The 15011-nt window shown below is 68.4% G+C and carries 14 protein-coding genes; 3 read left to right on the forward strand and 11 right to left on the reverse strand.

All coding sequences use genetic code 11. The features are described from left to right. Positions 1–63: 63 nt before the first annotated feature. Positions 64–237: a hypothetical protein gene (locus ID574_RS52730; protein ID WP_188196657.1), complete on the reverse strand. Its 174-nt coding sequence runs from the start codon at positions 235–237 to the stop codon at positions 64–66. 163 nt (positions 238–400) lie between these two features. On the opposite strand from ID574_RS52730, the gene ID574_RS52735 reads away from it, so the two are divergent. Beyond that, positions 401–1771, forward strand: coding sequence for an NsdA family TPR-like regulatory protein (locus ID574_RS52735; protein ID WP_188196658.1), 1371 nt, complete (start codon positions 401–403; stop codon positions 1769–1771). A 781-nt stretch (positions 1772–2552) separates the two neighbouring features. Here the strand turns inward: ID574_RS52735 and ID574_RS52740 are convergent. The 8 genes from ID574_RS52740 to ID574_RS52775 form a co-directional block, all read right to left on the reverse strand. Beyond that, positions 2553–3770, reverse strand: coding sequence for a cytochrome P450 family protein (locus tag ID574_RS52740; protein WP_188196659.1), 1218 nt, complete (start codon positions 3768–3770; stop codon positions 2553–2555). After that, the gene (locus ID574_RS52745) at positions 3767–5011 is read right to left on the reverse strand and encodes a cytochrome P450 (protein ID WP_188196660.1); all 1245 of its coding nucleotides are present in this window, start codon (positions 5009–5011) and stop codon (positions 3767–3769) included. The genes ID574_RS52740 and ID574_RS52745 overlap by 4 nt, the downstream gene beginning before the upstream one ends. Further along, entirely contained in the window at positions 5008–5601 is a 594-nt protein-coding gene (locus tag ID574_RS52750) for a GTP-binding protein (protein ID WP_223168002.1), read from the reverse strand. Before ID574_RS52750 ends, ID574_RS52745 begins: the two co-directional genes overlap by 4 nt. Further along, positions 5582–5938, reverse strand: a complete 357-nt coding sequence (locus ID574_RS52755; RefSeq protein ID WP_223168003.1) for a DUF742 domain-containing protein — start codon at positions 5936–5938, stop codon at positions 5582–5584. Before ID574_RS52755 ends, ID574_RS52750 begins: the two co-directional genes overlap by 20 nt. Beyond that, positions 5935–6375 carry a roadblock/LC7 domain-containing protein gene (locus ID574_RS52760; protein WP_188196661.1) on the reverse strand — a complete coding sequence of 147 codons (441 nt, stop codon included), beginning with the start codon at positions 6373–6375 and terminating at the stop codon, positions 5935–5937. The genes ID574_RS52755 and ID574_RS52760 overlap by 4 nt, the downstream gene beginning before the upstream one ends. Beyond that, entirely contained in the window at positions 6372–7832 is a 1461-nt protein-coding gene (locus ID574_RS52765; RefSeq protein ID WP_188196662.1) for an ATP-binding protein, read from the reverse strand. The genes ID574_RS52760 and ID574_RS52765 overlap by 4 nt, the downstream gene beginning before the upstream one ends. Before the next feature lie 150 nt (positions 7833–7982). Continuing rightward, positions 7983–8810 carry a hypothetical protein gene (locus tag ID574_RS52770; protein ID WP_188196663.1) on the reverse strand — a complete coding sequence of 276 codons (828 nt, stop codon included), beginning with the start codon at positions 8808–8810 and terminating at the stop codon, positions 7983–7985. Continuing rightward, positions 8807–8977, reverse strand: a complete 171-nt coding sequence (locus ID574_RS52775; RefSeq protein WP_188196664.1) for a hypothetical protein — start codon at positions 8975–8977, stop codon at positions 8807–8809. Before ID574_RS52775 ends, ID574_RS52770 begins: the two co-directional genes overlap by 4 nt. Positions 8978–9643: 666 nt before the next feature. Between ID574_RS52775 and ID574_RS52780 the strand changes: the two genes are divergently transcribed. Both ID574_RS52780 and ID574_RS52785 read left to right on the forward strand, forming a co-directional pair. Further along, a complete protein-coding gene (locus ID574_RS52780) occupies positions 9644–10846 on the forward strand; it encodes a helix-turn-helix domain-containing protein (protein WP_188196665.1) in 1203 nt (400 codons plus the stop codon). Next, the gene (locus tag ID574_RS52785) at positions 10846–11766 is read left to right on the forward strand and encodes a dihydrofolate reductase family protein (protein ID WP_188196666.1); all 921 of its coding nucleotides are present in this window, start codon (positions 10846–10848) and stop codon (positions 11764–11766) included. Before ID574_RS52780 ends, ID574_RS52785 begins: the two co-directional genes overlap by 1 nt. Before the next feature lie 240 nt (positions 11767–12006). Here ID574_RS52785 and ID574_RS52790 read toward each other — a convergent pair whose 3' ends face one another. Next, positions 12007–13569 carry a methyltransferase family protein gene (locus ID574_RS52790; RefSeq protein ID WP_188196667.1) on the reverse strand — a complete coding sequence of 521 codons (1563 nt, stop codon included), beginning with the start codon at positions 13567–13569 and terminating at the stop codon, positions 12007–12009. 377 nt (positions 13570–13946) lie between these two features. Next, positions 13947–14930, reverse strand: a complete 984-nt coding sequence (locus ID574_RS52795) for an ABC transporter substrate-binding protein (protein WP_336245640.1) — start codon at positions 14928–14930, stop codon at positions 13947–13949. Positions 14931–15011 lie beyond the last annotated feature (81 nt).

Here is a 15011-nt window from a genome sequence, read left to right on the forward strand (position 1 = left end):
GGGAGGGGGCGGCCGCCGGGCACGTGTAGAAGGACGCGCCCGCGGCCACCCCACGGTGCTGGGTCAGCAGTCGCCGTTCGCCTGGGTGTCGCACCCGTTGTCGGTGCTGCACCGGCGCGCCTGGGTTGCCGGGCCGGTCTCGGCGATCCTCATGTCGAGGCCGGCGAGCAGCGTCCCGGGCGCCTGCCCGGCGGGTGTGGCCGCGGGGACGGACAGGGGCGCGTTCGGCATGGACATAGCGGTTCCTCCTTACGGGGGACGGTGTGTCCCCTCAACAGAAACCGGTCAGGTGCGCGCGGAAAATTGCGAGTTACCCGCAACCGGGTTACGGCCGCCTTGTAACCCCTGCCGTATCGGCAGGGGCCCTTGCGGGAATCGGCGGCGGTGTTACCGTGCGCTCGTGGACCCCCAGTCACGTGACGTGATCTCTGCGGAACTGCGCGCGACGGCGGCCGCCGAGGACTGGACACCGTGGCAACTCGTCCAGGCCATCCACGACAAGGCCGAAACACCGACGCTGCTGATGGCGTGGCGTCTGGCCGCCGGCCAGACCCAAGCCGAAGTGATCGCTGGGGTGCGGGGCCTGGCCGCCGACGACGGCCAACCCTGCTCCAGCACCAGCCCCTCCATCCCGCACTACTCCAAATGGGAGAACGGCCACGGCCTGCCCGGCAGGTTCTACCGCCGGTATCTGGCGCTGTGGTTCCGTTGCCCTTTGGGCAGACTGGGGCTGGCGGATGAGGAGCCGATCGTTACTCTGGTGGGACAGGTTCCGGAAGCGCCGACCGAACCGGAGGACGACGTGGACCGTCGCCAGTTCTTCTCTCTCGCCGCCGTCACCCCGGTTGTCTGGAGCCTGGACAGCACACGCTCGCGCATGGAGGCCGGCCTGCGCCGGGTCCTGCCCGCGGGCGACCTGGAGCACTGGGCCGACGTGACGGCCGGGCACGTCGCCTCCTACGGCACCATGCCGCCCCAGACGCTGCTGCAGACGCTCACCCCCGACCTCCACGAGATCGCCGACCTCGCCGACCGCTACCCGCATCAGCGTGAGCTCCACCTGATCGCCTCACGGTTGTGCGGGCTCGTCGGTGCCGTCAGCACCGACCTGGAACAGGACCGCACGGCCCGCGACTGGCTGCACACCGCCAAGCGGTACGGGGATCTGTCCGGCAACACGCCCCAGCGCTACTGGGTCGCCATGGCCCAGGCCATGAGCGCCTTCTACGGGCCCACGCCGCAGTTGGTCATCACCATCGTCGGCCGGGCCCGCGCCACCCTCGGCGACACCCCCAGCGCCCCAGCCGCCCAGTTGGCCGGGCTGGCCGCGAGAGCCCACGCCCGCCTCGGCCACCACGAGCTCGCCGCCCGCGAACTCGACAAAGCCCAGACGATCGCCGACCGGCTGACCGGCGAGCAGCAGGCAGAGCCGTTCTTCGGCTTCCCGCCCGCCGAGCTGACCATGTACAGCTCACAGGTCCTCAGCCTGATCGGCGACTCAGGGGCATGGGAGGAGCAGACCAAAGCGCTGGCCGCCTACCCTGACGACGACCCCCTGGACCGGCCCCTCATCCTGCTGGACCGTGCCCGCTACCTGGCCGGGCAAGGTGAGCCCGACCAGGCGGCGACGGTCGCCGCCGGCGCCATCACGGCTGTGCCTGCGCACCTGCGGGTCCCGCTGCTGATGACGCAGGCTCGCCAGCTCGCTGATGCCATCGCCCAGCGCTCCCCGCGGGCCGCGGCCGAGTTGCGCGAAGCCGCCCTCATGTAGCCGCGGCGGCTTGGAGGGCACCTACGGTCATCATCCTGCAGGAACAGATAGCCCCACGCGTGGCCGTCTCGTCCATGATCGCGGCCCGCCTCCCAGGCCGCTGACTAGGGTTGACGACCCCTACCGGGAAGCTCGGACGGATCTCCATGGACGCCCTTGTGGGTGTGAGCCTCCTGCCGACGCAGATAACCATCGCTTCGGGCGAGCGGGCATGAATGCCTCTCGTGCGGTCGGCTCATTCGTGTACGTACAGCTGGAAACAGCAGGCGGACGCGAGACGGCTCGCAGTCCGGCCCCGCAGGCGCGCCTTACTGACGGCGGGGTTCGTGCTGGCTGGAACGCCGGGCCAGGAGCGTCGTGACGGCGTTCGTGATGTGGCCCAGAGCGCGGCCGAGCGTCGCCGATATCGATCGGTTTGCACTGGGCCGATGTCGAGGATCCGGCTCTGTGTCGGGCCACAGCGGGGAGTTCGGATCGAGCATGACGAGGGTGATGAGTTCCATCCGTGCTCCTTGAGTGTGGGATCTCGGAGGGGCATTGTGCTGCGGCAGATCGTTTTGCCGCAGATGGGCGGGGTCGTGCTCCGCCGGCGGCTGGCCGACGGAGCACGAGCTTCCTCCCCTGCGGTTCTTCACTGGGTCGTCGGCGTCATCACCCTGGCGAGAGGTACTCGGCCAACCGCAGCGCGCCTTTCCCGCTTATCGCCGCTGACCGGGTGCTAGTGGCCAGGTCGGCGGGCGTGTTCGGCCGGTCAGGGGCGTCGGCCTGTGAGGGGTACGCCTCACCGGGTCGGCTGCAAGATGACGGGCAGTTCACGGTAGTCGTTGGCGATGAAGGATCGTTGCGGGCGGAGCGACTCGGGTTCGCAGGCCAGCCGCATGTGAGGGAATCGCTCGAAGAGGGCGGGTAACGCGACTCTGGCTTCGAGCCGTGCCAGAGGTGCTCCGAGGCAGTAATGGGGGCCGTGGCCGAAGGCGAGGTGCTGGCGCCCGTCCCGGTCGATGTCGAACACGTCGGGGTCGGAGTTGACGCCGGGGTCGCGGCCGTGCGCGCCGAAGGCGATCAAGATGAGGCCACCCTTGGGGATGACGACGCCGTCGCCCAGGTCGATGTTGGCGGTGGCGTAGCGGAGCGGCAGGTGCATGATCGGTGGGTGCTGGCGCAGGCTTTCTTCGATGACGTCGTTCCAGCGTTCGGGGGCGGTGGTGACGGTCGCGAACTGGTCGGGGTGCGTGAGCATGGCGACGATCGCGTGGTCGATGAGGGAGACGGCGGTTTCGCTGCCTGCTCCGATCATGAGGATCAGGGTGCTGATGAGTTCGTCGGCGCTGAGCGTGTCGCCGTCGGATTCCCGGATGGTCAGCAGCAGGCTGGTCATGTCGTCGCCGGGGGCGGCGCGTTTGGTGTCCAGGAGGGTGTGCATCGCGGCGAACATTTTGTGCTGGACCTGGGCGGCCTGGTCGGTGGTGTGGGTGGTGTCCAGGACGGCGTCGATGATGGTCAGCATGTCGGGGCGTTGTGTGTCCGGGACGCCGAACAGGTCGCAGATGACGCCGGTGGGGATGCGGTAGGAGAAGCGGGCGCGGAGGTCCACCGGTTGGCCGGGCGGTTCAATGGCCAGGTCGTCGAGCAGGGCGGCGACGATCGTTTCGATGGCAGGGCGCATGGCTTCGATCCGGCGGACGCTGAATGCCTTGGCCACCATGTTCCTGAGCCGCTTGTGGTCGTCGCCGTCGGTGGTGAACATGCTGATGACATCGACCCATGCCGTCAGCCATGGGATGGCGTAGGGGCGGTAGTCCGGCCAGGATTTGCGAGCGTCTTTGGAGACGTCAGGATGCGTCAGCAGGTCCTTGACCACGTCGCCGCGGCTGACCGACCATGCGGTGATGCCGTCGGGAAGCTGTACGGGTACGGCGGGGCCGCTGTCACGTAAAGCAGTGAGTTGCGCGTACAGGTGGGTGCCGGTGGTGTCGAGGGTGACGGGCGTGGATGTCACGGATACCTCCCTGTGGACGCGGTGGGGGTGGCGAAGGCGTCTGCCGGCTGGGGACGGAAGCGAATGTCCAATGCGGAGGGGCATTGGTGGAAGGGGCCGTGCCGGTTGGGGACGTCGGGGTTGGTCAGGTCGAGGTTCCACAGTTGGTCGAGGAGCGTTTCGATACCGGCTTGGGTGATCACTGCGGCTTGGCTGTCAGCGGGGCACCGGTGCGGGCCGGCCGACCACGCCAGGTGGGCGCGGTTGTCGTAGCCGAGGTCAGGCAGTGTCGGGTCGGTACCGGTGGCGGCGTGGCTGATCAGGATCGGCACCCCGGCGGGGATGTCGATGCCGTCCAATGTGGTGTCGTGGCGGGCGTAGTGAGCGGAGAAGTTCGCCATGGGTGAGCGCACCCACAGCACCTGTTCCATGGCGCGGCGAACGGTGACGGCGCCGCCGGTGAGGTTGCTGGAGTAGTCGTCGTCGGTCAGCAGCAGGCGCAGGCTGGAGGCGATCCAGGCTGCGGTGGGGATCGTTCCGGCGCCGATCAGGACGACGAGCTGGTGCATGATTTCTTCGTGGGTGAGCTCGGCGGGGTGTGACAGCATCCAGGAGGTGCAGTCGCGGCCTGGATGGCTTGTCTTCAATTCGATGATGTCGTTCAGGCATCGGGCGAGATCGTGAGACGCCTGCTCGGCCTGCGGGCCGGCGTCGATCATGCCTTGGCAGGCGGCCAGCATGGGGTCGACGAGCTGCGCGGGGCAGCCGAGAAGATCAGTGAACACGCGCAACGGGAGCGTGTCGGCGTACTGGGTCATCAAGTCGGCGTGGCCGACGTGGGCGAAGGCGGCGATGAGCTCCCTGGCGTGGCGTTGGGTGATCTCATGCAGGTTGTGCAGGTCGATGCGGGCGAGGCAGTCGTCCATGGCGCGTCGCAGCCGGACGTGCCGGTCATCGTCGGCGTACAGGAGGCTGGGGCGGAAGGCCATCAGGGCGAGGACTGGGCTGTTGGCCGGAACGAGGCCCTGCTGCAGGGCCGTCCAGTGGCGGCTGTCCTTGCTGTAGGTGGCGGCGTCGTTGAGCAGGGTGATGGCGGTGCGGTGGCTGGTGACGATCAGAGCGTGGACGCCGTCGGCGATCTCGGCCCAGGCCACGGGACCGGCGGCGCGTAGCGCGTCGTAGGCGGCTTCGGGGTTGGCGGCGAAGGCGTCGCCGTGCAGCCGTGCGACGGGGGCCGCGATGGGGTCGGCGTCTGGGGTCATCGGGCGTGCTCCATGCGGGAACGGTCGAGGATGTGGTTGACCAGCGAGATCAACCCTTGTTTGGCCGAGCTGAGGTGGCGGGCGTCGAGGGTGACCAGCGGTCGGTGTGCGGGTATGTCGAGGCTGTCGCGGAGGTCCTCTTCGCGGTAGCAGGGGGCGCTGTCGAAGGTGTTGACGGCGACGGTGTAGGGCAGTGCGGCGTCTTCTAATTGGTCGATGGCGTCGAAGCTTTCGGCGATGCGGCGGGTGTCGAGCAGGACAAGCCCGCCGAGGGCGCCTTCCATGAGGGAGCGAACCATGCTGCGGAACCGTGGCTGGCCAGGGGCGCCGAACAGGTAGAGGACGATGTTCTGGCTGAGGGTGAGGCGGCCGAAGTCCATGGCGACGGTCGTGGTGGTTTTGCCGCGCAGGTCGTCGAGATTGTCGATGAGCTGGCCGGCGTGCGTCATCCGCTCCTCGGTGTGCATCGGCTGGATTTCCGAGACCGTGCTGACGAAGGTGGTCTTGCCTACGGCGAACGGGCCGAGCACGACGATCTTGATGGGCTGCGCTGTGACCGGCACGTAGTGGTCAAAGCTTTTGGAGTGCACGCAACACCTCCAAGAGGACGTCCTCGCTGTAGTGCCCGGCCGGGACGAAGGGGGCACGAGCGGTGAGGTGTCCGCTGTTGATGAGTCGGGAGACGATGACCTTGACGACGGCTCCGGGCAGCTGGAGGTGGTAGGCAACCTCTGACACCGACAGCACACCGGGCTGGCACAGGTCCATCACCCGCTGGGCATGGGCCGTTAGGCCGGTCCGCGGGCGGTGGGGGTCGGCGATGAGCAGAGCGGCGTCATCGAGACGACCCAAGGCAAGTGTGCCGTTGCCCTCAGTGGCGGTGTGGGAGCGCACCATGCCGGCGCGCCGGTGCCGCGGGCTGGTCACGCCGGATCGCTCCGCTCGCGGGCGTCTAGCACCGGACGCAGTCCGTTGATCATCTTGAGAGTTGCCGTGATGGCGGCGCTGACCTGCCGGCTCATCGAGTCGCCCTCGACGGACACGCCGATGCCGGTGCGGGGATTGACGGCGAACAGCAGCAGGGTGGCGTCCTTCATGTCACTGATCACGCAGCGCAATGATGGGGAGGTTTCCTGTCCGGTCGGGACGCTGCAGAAGGCGGTGAGTTCGGTGTGCAGCGACTTCACGGCGGACATGGCTGCGGCGGCGCGTTCGGCGGCGGCTCGCTGCAGCGTGTGCGAATATGCCAGCACCAGCCCGTCCGTGGTGAACAACAGCGCGTGCGCGACGCCTGGCTGCTCTTTTACAAGCTGGTCGAGAACCCAGGTGACGTCGGTGGTGTCGGCGGTGGGCTGCATGGTCATGGCTGGACGTGTCCTTGGGTGTCGTGGTCGGTGGGGTTGTTTCCTTGGCGAAGCGCGTTCTGCAGCCGGGCAAAACCATCGCTTGCGTCCTCAGGGGTGAGGGTGTCGGTGATGGCCTCCTGCGGCAGAAGTCCCGGACTGGACGGGACGGCGTCGGTGCGGCGCCGGCGCCTGGGCAGGCCTAGCGGGGTTGTGGCGTTCCCGTTGGCCGTAGACGGGGAGACGGCGGCCAGCGGTTGGTCCTGCGCTGGCTGCGCGGGGTGGGGGGCCACAGCGGGTTCGGCGGGTTCCTGCGCGGGTGGAGCTGGGGTGATGAACGCGCGCGGAATCAGGCACGTGGCTTTGACTCCGCCGTATGTGGAGCGGTGGCTGACGCTGACGCTGATGCCGAATTCGGAAGCCAGCCGGCCGATGATGGCGAAGCCCAGCTTGCTTTCGTCCTTCAGGCTGGCGACGTCGAGGATGGTGCGCTGTGACAGCAGGCGTTCGGCCGCTTCCAGTTGGAAGGCATTCATGCCGAGGCCGTTGTCTTCCACCTCGATGCGGTAGCCGGTCGACATTTCGTTGATGCGGACCTCGACCGGGCCGCTGGAGTAGCTGGTGGCGTTGGCCAGTAGCTCGGCCAGCACGACGGTGATGGGCTCGGCGATCCGACCCTCGACCAATGCCTCCCCTTCCTGGCGCCGGTAGAGGTAGGTGACGCGGTCGTGGGGGCCGATGCGGCCGCGGGCTCCTTCGACGATTTCGCGGAAGGTGAGGTCGCCCCACTGAGCACCTGGCCACGAGCCGGCCAGGATGCGCAGGCGCTGCACGCTGTGCCGGGCGAGGGTGGCCTCATGATCGATCCCGATCAGGCTCTGGGTGTAGGGAGAGTCTGGAGAGAACTGGTTCAGAGCTTCGTCGATCTTGATCTGGAGCCTGGTGAGGAACATTTGCACCTCGTCGGCGGTGCTGCGCACGCCGGCGCGGGCGGAGGCGGCGATGCGTGTGCGGGTGATCTGCACGGCCTCACGGAGCAGCTCTTCGGTGGTGTGAAGGTGCTTGTGTAGTGGCTGGCCGGCGAATCCTGGATGGCGCAGGCCGGGGACGGTCACATCGGCGTATTCCCTGGCTTCAATGTCGGTTATCGCGCTCAGCCGGTCGCAGAGCTGCTCCACCTCGGCCACGGCAGCGTGGTACCACTGCCAGCCCGTGGCCGCCTGGGCCTTGGCCGTCTGTGCCTCCTGCTCGGCGACCTGCTTGGCCTGTTCGGCGGCCAGCCGGGCCTGCTCCGCTTCCAGCCGGGCCTGTTCGGCGGCGGCTGGGACGATCTGTACTCCGGCGGGTTGAACTGCGGCGGGTTTTGTGCGCGTCTGGAGGATCAGCGCGAACAAGGTAACGGCGGCGATGACGACGGCGACGACGATGAGGACGATGCCGCCCAGCAGCACCCAGGCCGCGAGTTCTGGTGAGGTCATGGAGCAGTCCTTGATCAGCGTAGGCGGGGGGGTAAGCGAGGTTGTCCGGGTGCGGCCGCTGGTCGGACAACCTGAGCCTCGCCAGGAGCTGATGATGGGCGGATCAAGGATGCCGACCGGCTGTTCGGGCTCGGGGCCCGCATGTGGTGCTCAGGTGGGCGGCGACGGCGCCCGTGAGACCATGATCTGCGTACGCTCGCGGGCGAGGAGGCGGACGGCGTTCGGCAGGCCCTGTGTGGCCCGCAGCTTCGCCGGCTCGACTGTGCGGGCGGGCTGGAGCCACGCGAAGTGGGTGGAATCGGTCAACACGATCACGTCCGGACAGACCCAGATGGCCGTCACCCAGCAGTTGATCGGGATGGCGGTGGCCCGGTCGTCGTATCGCGAATTCAGCGCTTCGGCGAGAGCCTCGCCGGTGGCCCAGGCCGCGGACGTTCGTTCGGCGTCCGTGGCCACCTCGAGGGACAGATCGTGAAAGCGAAGAGTGCCGCACCGCAGCGCGTAGCAGGCGTGCTCGAATTCTCGGGCTGCGGTATCGGCTGGTGTGGTGGCGGAGGGGACCGGTGTGGTGTCCGCCTCCCTGCCGATGATTGAGAGAGTGTGGCCGTCCATCGCACCCATGCCAGGTACGCCGACGCGAGGTGCGCCCTGGTGGGTTCGGGTGTTCAGATGGCGGACGAGAGCTTCGTTGACGTCGTTGGACAGCGCGGCCGCCGCGGCTTCGATGTCGTCGGTCGCGTGCTGCCCGGCCAGTTCAGCTGGCGTCGACGAATCGGCCGGCCGCCAGGCGAAGTGGTCGCCGACGAGGTGCACGAGCACCGGCGCTTGGTCGATGAGGAGGTGGGGCTCGCCGTTGCGGAAGACGATCGAGGCGCTCAGGAGGTGGTCCGCCAGGGCGATCCGAAGGTCGTACAGGGCGGGTATGGGTGGCTCGTGGCTCACGTCGGGTGAGGTGGTGTGGTCCATGGTGGCGGTCACGCAGCCTCCCGCCGCTGTTTCCGGCGTGGGACGGCCACGCGGCCGAGGAAGCAGTACATGCGGGCGACGTTGGCGACTGTGGGGTCCAACGCGCGTTCCTCGTGCAACGTCGTGTCCTGTGCCGCCATGTCCTTGTTCGTCGCCGTGGCGGCCGGCGGTGTCGTCATCGGTGCCCCCTGCCGGGGGCGATTTGAAAACAGCGGTGGGCGGCAGCAACGCCTGCGGCTACGGTAGTCATTGGATCGGACCTCATTCCGATCAAGGGCCCGTCACACCCGACGCGATAACGGTGTGGCGGGCCCGAATTCTTCAGTTGGGCAATATCCGCTGGCCCATCACAACGCAACGCGCGTGGACAGCGGAAGGAGATCAAGCAGGAGTAATCAGGAGTAATGCGCGGCAATTCCTCCTGTTGTGCAGCGATGAAAGGCGTGAAAGCGGAAACCGCCGACATTTCGCGCGCCGCCGGCGGCGACGTGTTCTCCGGCAGTCGGCAGTCCATGTTCTCTACCTAAGCCCGGCCAGCACCGTCGCAACAGTGTTCAAAAGGGGTTCACTTTCCGCGGCGGGTTCATAAGGGGTCCACGTCGCTGCGCCGGTCGCCGAGGCGAGATCCGGGGGCGCCTGGTCGTAAACGGCTGGCTTGCTAGGGCGAATGAGCCGTGGCAGGCGGTCGTCGTCCGTATGCTCACCACACACGCGGCGTCGCGGGAGATGGCCGTCACTCTTCAGGGGCGGTCAGCGGCCTGTTGGCACGCGCAGGAGGAGACACTGGTGGAGGCGATGAGGAGGAGAATCCTCCTGCGCCCAGGACCTCGAGGCGAGGTGAACGGATGGAGACGCTCGGATGGTGGGAGCGGTTGAGCGCGGCCCGGGCGGAGAAGCTGCTGACACAGGAGCAGCTCGCCTCCAGGATTCGCGATCTGGCAGGGCCTGAATCTGCGCTGCCGAAGCCCCCGGACCTGGCACGCATGATCCGCTTCTGGGAATCGGGCCAGAATGTGCCTCGCCCCATGTACCGGACGCTGCTGTGCCGGGCCCTGGACGTGTCGGTCCTCGAAGTGTTCGGCCGTCGCCCTCGCCGCAAGTCCGCGGAGGCTGACCGGCCGGTCAGCACGCCGCGGCCGGTAGTGGATGAGCACCTGGGCGACGTTCTGGACCATCTGTCCAGCCAGTGGCATCTGCTGGTGCAGCGCGACAACCTGCTCGGTCCCCGCCACACGATCCCGGGCGTCCGGGAACAGATCGGCTTGGTGATGGAGCTGCTGGCGCCTGCGCGAGGCGAAGATCGGCTGAGGGTGTTACGGCTGGCCGCCCGCTACGCCGAGTCGGCTGCCTGGCTGTATGAGGATGCGGGCGAGTTCGTCGAGGCGCTGCGCTGGACCGACCAAGCCGCCTCGTGGGCATACGAGGCCGACGATGAGCTCATGCTCGCCTGGACGATGTTCCGCCGCAGCCAGCAGGCCATGGCCGACGCCCGCGCTGGAGAGGTGATCGGCCTGACCGAGGCGGCGTTGCGGCGCGTCGACCGGCTTCCGACGGCGATGCGGGCCGCTCTGGTTCAGCAGCAAGCCCAAGGCCATGCGTTGGATGGGCGGGAGACGTTGTGCCTGAGCCTGCTGGATGAGGCACAGGAGCTGGCCGGGCAGGTGAACGATGACGGCGACGCCCGCGCCGGGCATGGAGCTTTCGTCACGCCGGCGTACGTGGATGTGACACGCGCCGGCTGTTGGAGTCACCTGGGCAAGCATGCGCGGGCGGTGGCGGCCTACGAGGCGGCCCTGCCGAAACTTGCCCCGGTGTACCAGCGCGATCGCGGCATGGCACTCGCCGGGCTGGCCGCGGCACACGCCCATAGCGGCCAGGTCGAGCAGGCCGCCGAGCGGGCGCAGCAAGCGCTGAAGATCGCTACAACTGCGGGATCGTCGCGGATAGCCCGCGTGGTAGCCGGCGTCAACAAGACGCTGGTGCCCCATCGTAAGAAACCAGAGGTCGCGGCCTTGAGGGTCGCTTTGGCGAACGCCGCGGGGTTGTGATGGCTTCGCCGATCGAGTTGGCCGCGATGCGGCGAGCGATTGTCCTGTCGGCGTTCGGGCTGGGCGCGACCAGCCCGAACCCGCCCGTCGGCTGCGTCGTCCTGGACGCGGGCGGGCGCGTGGTCGGCGAGGGCTTCCACGAGCGCAAGGGGCTCGCCCATGCCGAAGGCAACGCGCTGGCGGCCGCCGGGGCGTCGGCGCGCGGCGGCACCGCGATGGTGACGCTGGAGCCCTGCAATCACGTCGGGCACACGCCGGCGTGCCGGCAGCTTCTGCTGGATGCTGAAGTGGCCCGCGTGGTCGTCGCCATCACCGACCCCACCTCCCGGGGTCGGGGCGGTATCGCCGAACTGCGGGCCGCCGGGGTCAGCGTGGAGACCGGGGTCCTGGCCGCGGAGGCACTGCAGGTCCTCGGGGCATGGCAGCATTCCCTGCGAATGAGCAGGCCGACGCTCACGTGGACGTATGAGGTGGCAGGCGGACGCGTGCGCGCCGCCGTTGACCGGGTGGCGGCTGCGCGCGAGCTGCTGTGGGAAGCCGATGCGATCGTGGAGGCGAGCGGCCAGCTGAGGGAGGCCGTGCCGGACCGGCACGGGCACGGCATGGTGAACGTGCCGGCGCGGTGGGAGGGCGGCGACCCTATCGCCCTGATGGAGGTGCTCGCGCGAGGCGGGGTCCGTCATCTGCTCGTAGACGGCGGCGCCGATGTGGCGGAGCCGTTCCTGCGGGCGGGTCTCATTGACGAGGCGGTCGTCTTCGTGGCCGGCCCAGACCAGCCTCCTGAAGCCGGTCTGTTCGGGGCGGGGTTCGGGCTGCCAGGCGGCTTCCGTATCGTTCACGTCGGGCGGACGGCCGATCATGTGCGAGTGCTCGCCCGACGCGACGACCTACCGAGCGAAGACGCCGCCTCGCTTGTCTGATCCGCCGGGGAGTCGTCCCGCTTGTGCGCGGTTCATCCGCCAGACGGAGAGCGTGCCCTGGCATGGGTGGGTCGGAGGGGCTGTGTCCGCGTACGCAGCCCCTCCGACCCCCGCCCCCGGGCCGGACCCAGTACCTCGAGGGCGGCTACGCTACGGCGACCTTCGAACACCCCAGGCCGTAGCGAAGATCACATCACCGGCGCGGTTGCGCGCTTCGCTTTGCCGCTGCTGGAGCCTGGGTCAACAGTCCGGCAGCGGCACGTTGCTGGCCACCGTCGCGAGCAAGCGCTGTTCGTCCATCGGCGGAGGCTGGTCGCGCGCCGTGTGCGCGGCGATGATCGTCTGCGGCCCTGCGGCGATGTCGCCAGAGATACGCAGCCCGGCCTTGCGTAGCAGCGCGGCGTACTCGGCGATGGTGCGTGCGCGGCCGCCTCGGGTGCGTGTCATCTCTAGAAGGTCCACCGCGATACTCGGATGCGGTCCGACGTTCTCCGGCATGACGGTCTCCACGAGCCACAGGATGCTGTCGGGGCCGGATGCGTCCATTGCCGCGGCGACCCCGGCGAGTAGTTCGCGGCCGTCACGGTCGTCGAGGTGGCAGATCAGATTGGGCATCACGTACAGGGGGCGGAATCGGATGGGGATCCCGGCGCGCACGCCGGCGCCGTGGGGCACTCCCCACCGGCCGGGATAGTCCGCGATCCGGGCGAGTTGGTTGGCGGCGGCGTCGGCGTCACGGCCGCGTCCGACGAGGACGCCGTCGACGCGTCGGTGGCGGTTGAGAATCTCGGCGAGGAGGATCGGTCCGCCGCCGATGGTGATCACGGTGCGGACGTTGTCGGTGTGGGCTGTGATGGCATCGGCGATGAACGGCGCCAGGGTTGCGCTCTGCCAGGCGCGAAAGGCTCGGACGGTCTGGAAGGCGCTTTCCGGTTGATCGGCCATGAGCTCGTTCAAGGTGCGGTCGCCGGCAAGCGCGGCCGGTGTGCCGGTTCGGACAGTCTGGTCCATGGTGGCCAGCGGCTTCCACCATGGCGGCAGCGCGTACGTCATCACCGCGGGCCGCATGGACGCGGCGGCGGAGCTGGTGAGAAGGTGGCCGATTTCGGTCTGCCGGTAGGCGCCGCCGGGCGTTCGATAGAGCCATCGCTGCGCGTGCGCGATGTGCAGCAGGATCACGAGGTCCTGCACGGACAGGTCGAGGCCGCTGCCCTCCTCGCCGCAGACATGCCTGCACCAGGCAAGCAGCTCGTCGAGGGTTGCGGGGGCGCCGTCCAGGTGGTCGGGGATGCGCAGCGCGCACAGCAGGTAGAGGGCCTCGTACAGGTCGAGCCGGTGAAGGCTCGCCGCGATGGGCTCTTCCGGGTGCCGGTCGTCGGGCCTGGGCAGCCGGCGGACGGTTGCCGCGTCGCGAACTGGGCGCCGCCGCCGCAATGCGGCTCTCATCACTGCGGTGTGGGCGGAATGGGGGATGCCGGTGCGGAGGGTGCGGCCAACATCGGTCAACTGGTAGGTGCCGTCGGGGTTGAGGCGCACGTACCTGTAGGCGTGGGCGGCACGCAGCACCCGCCGCAGGTAGTCGCGGCTGAGGTCGGCCGCGAGCATGGTCGAGGCGGTCCACTCCGCGAGCTCGTCCACGGAGGCGGCCGAGCGTGCGAGGCGGTCGGGGATGCGCAGGTCGCACAGCGTGTACAGGGCAGCGTATCCAGGCAGGTTGTCGAGGATCACCTGAATGGCCTGGTGATGCTGTTTGTTGGCGGGGGCTGGCTCCACGGTGTCGGCGGTCTGAGGCGCGGCTGTCATAGATGTGCCCTTACGACAGTGGGGGTGGATGGCGGTGACGAGTGGGCAACAGGGTGTGCGGCACGGCTGCGCGTATCGCGGCGGGGATCTGGAACGGGTTGTCGAAAGCGTCGGGTGGGGTGGCTGCGTCAGCGTGTTCGCTTCTGGCGTGGCGGGCTGATCATGGAGGGAGATGCCTGGTCTGCACCGCGGGTGGCGGCGCGCGGGAGGGATCGGGCCAGCTGGAGGGCGTCGAGCGGGCGCTGTCAGCGGGCCGCTGCCCGCGGCACGCCCGCGACGTGGCGTGGACCGCGCAGGTAGGCTGCGGCCTGCCGCCTTCGGGTGTGAGAGTGGCTCCAGCCAGGGCGTGGTGCCCGCGCGCCATGTCGGGAAGGTGGTCATGCTGGCCGCGGCAGCAGGATGGGGCCGACGTCGAGGTGGCTTTCGATGTAGTCGTACTCTTGCATGACGTCGGCGACGCGCTGGATGCGGCCTGGGTGGAGGTCGATGGGGAAGATGCCCAGCGATATGATGCCGGCGGTCTTGGCATCGATCTTGATGACGTTGGGCAGCATGCTGGCGACGAGCTGCCTGTCTTCCGCTGCATCGAGCTGAGCCTTCTGCATGGCCCGTTGGAAGGCGGCCACCTCCCGGGGATGGCTCTTGGTGTACTCGGCGGAGGCGGCCCAGCCGGCGATAGGCCAGTCCTCAGTTTGTCCCGACATCACGTCGTGGAGCGTCCGGCCGCCGAATTTCGTGCCGTAGCTGGTGATGAAGGGCTCGGTCAACCAGGCGGCGTCGACGGTTCCGTTTTCCAGTGCCGCAATCATCTCGGTGAGTGGCATCTTGGAGAAGTGCACGTTCTTGCGGGTTAGGCCAGCGATCGCGAGGACCGCTTCCGTTGTCAGGGTGCTGACCGATTTCAGAGTCGCCACTGCGATGCGCTTGCCCCGTAGGTCGGTGATCCCGCGGATGGGGCTGTTGTTCGGGACCATGAGCTTGAACGTGTTGGGCGCGGCCTGGTAGGCGTCCGCCACGATCCGCAGCGTGCCGGGCTCTTCGGCCTCGGTCACGATGGCCGCCGTGTAATTCATGATCGCGAAATGCAGTGTGCCGGACTTCAGCGAGGGGATGGCAGCGCCGCCGCCTTGGACGATCTCGGTCTTCACCTGGAGGCCCTCGGCCTTGAAGTAGTTCCTGGCGGTGGCGATGGGGATGGTGACGCAGTCCGGGATGGGCATGATCCCGACCGTGACCGGCTGAAGGGGCTGGTTGGGGGTGGGGGTGGGGGGCGAGGTGCGGCTGCCGCAGGCAACCATCCACACAATAAGTAAGCAAGATGCGACTATACGTAGCCATTTCATGGATGTGTCGATTCCCATGCAGCGGAGGGGATGCTGACGGATGCTTGTCCGTCAGCGGGTGTTCTCTCGGGACGAAGTGACCGTTATCGCGCTCCGGCG

This window comes from Nonomuraea sp. SYSU D8015, assembly GCF_008065375.1.
GTDB lineage: Bacteria > Actinomycetota > Actinomycetes > Streptosporangiales > Streptosporangiaceae > Nonomuraea.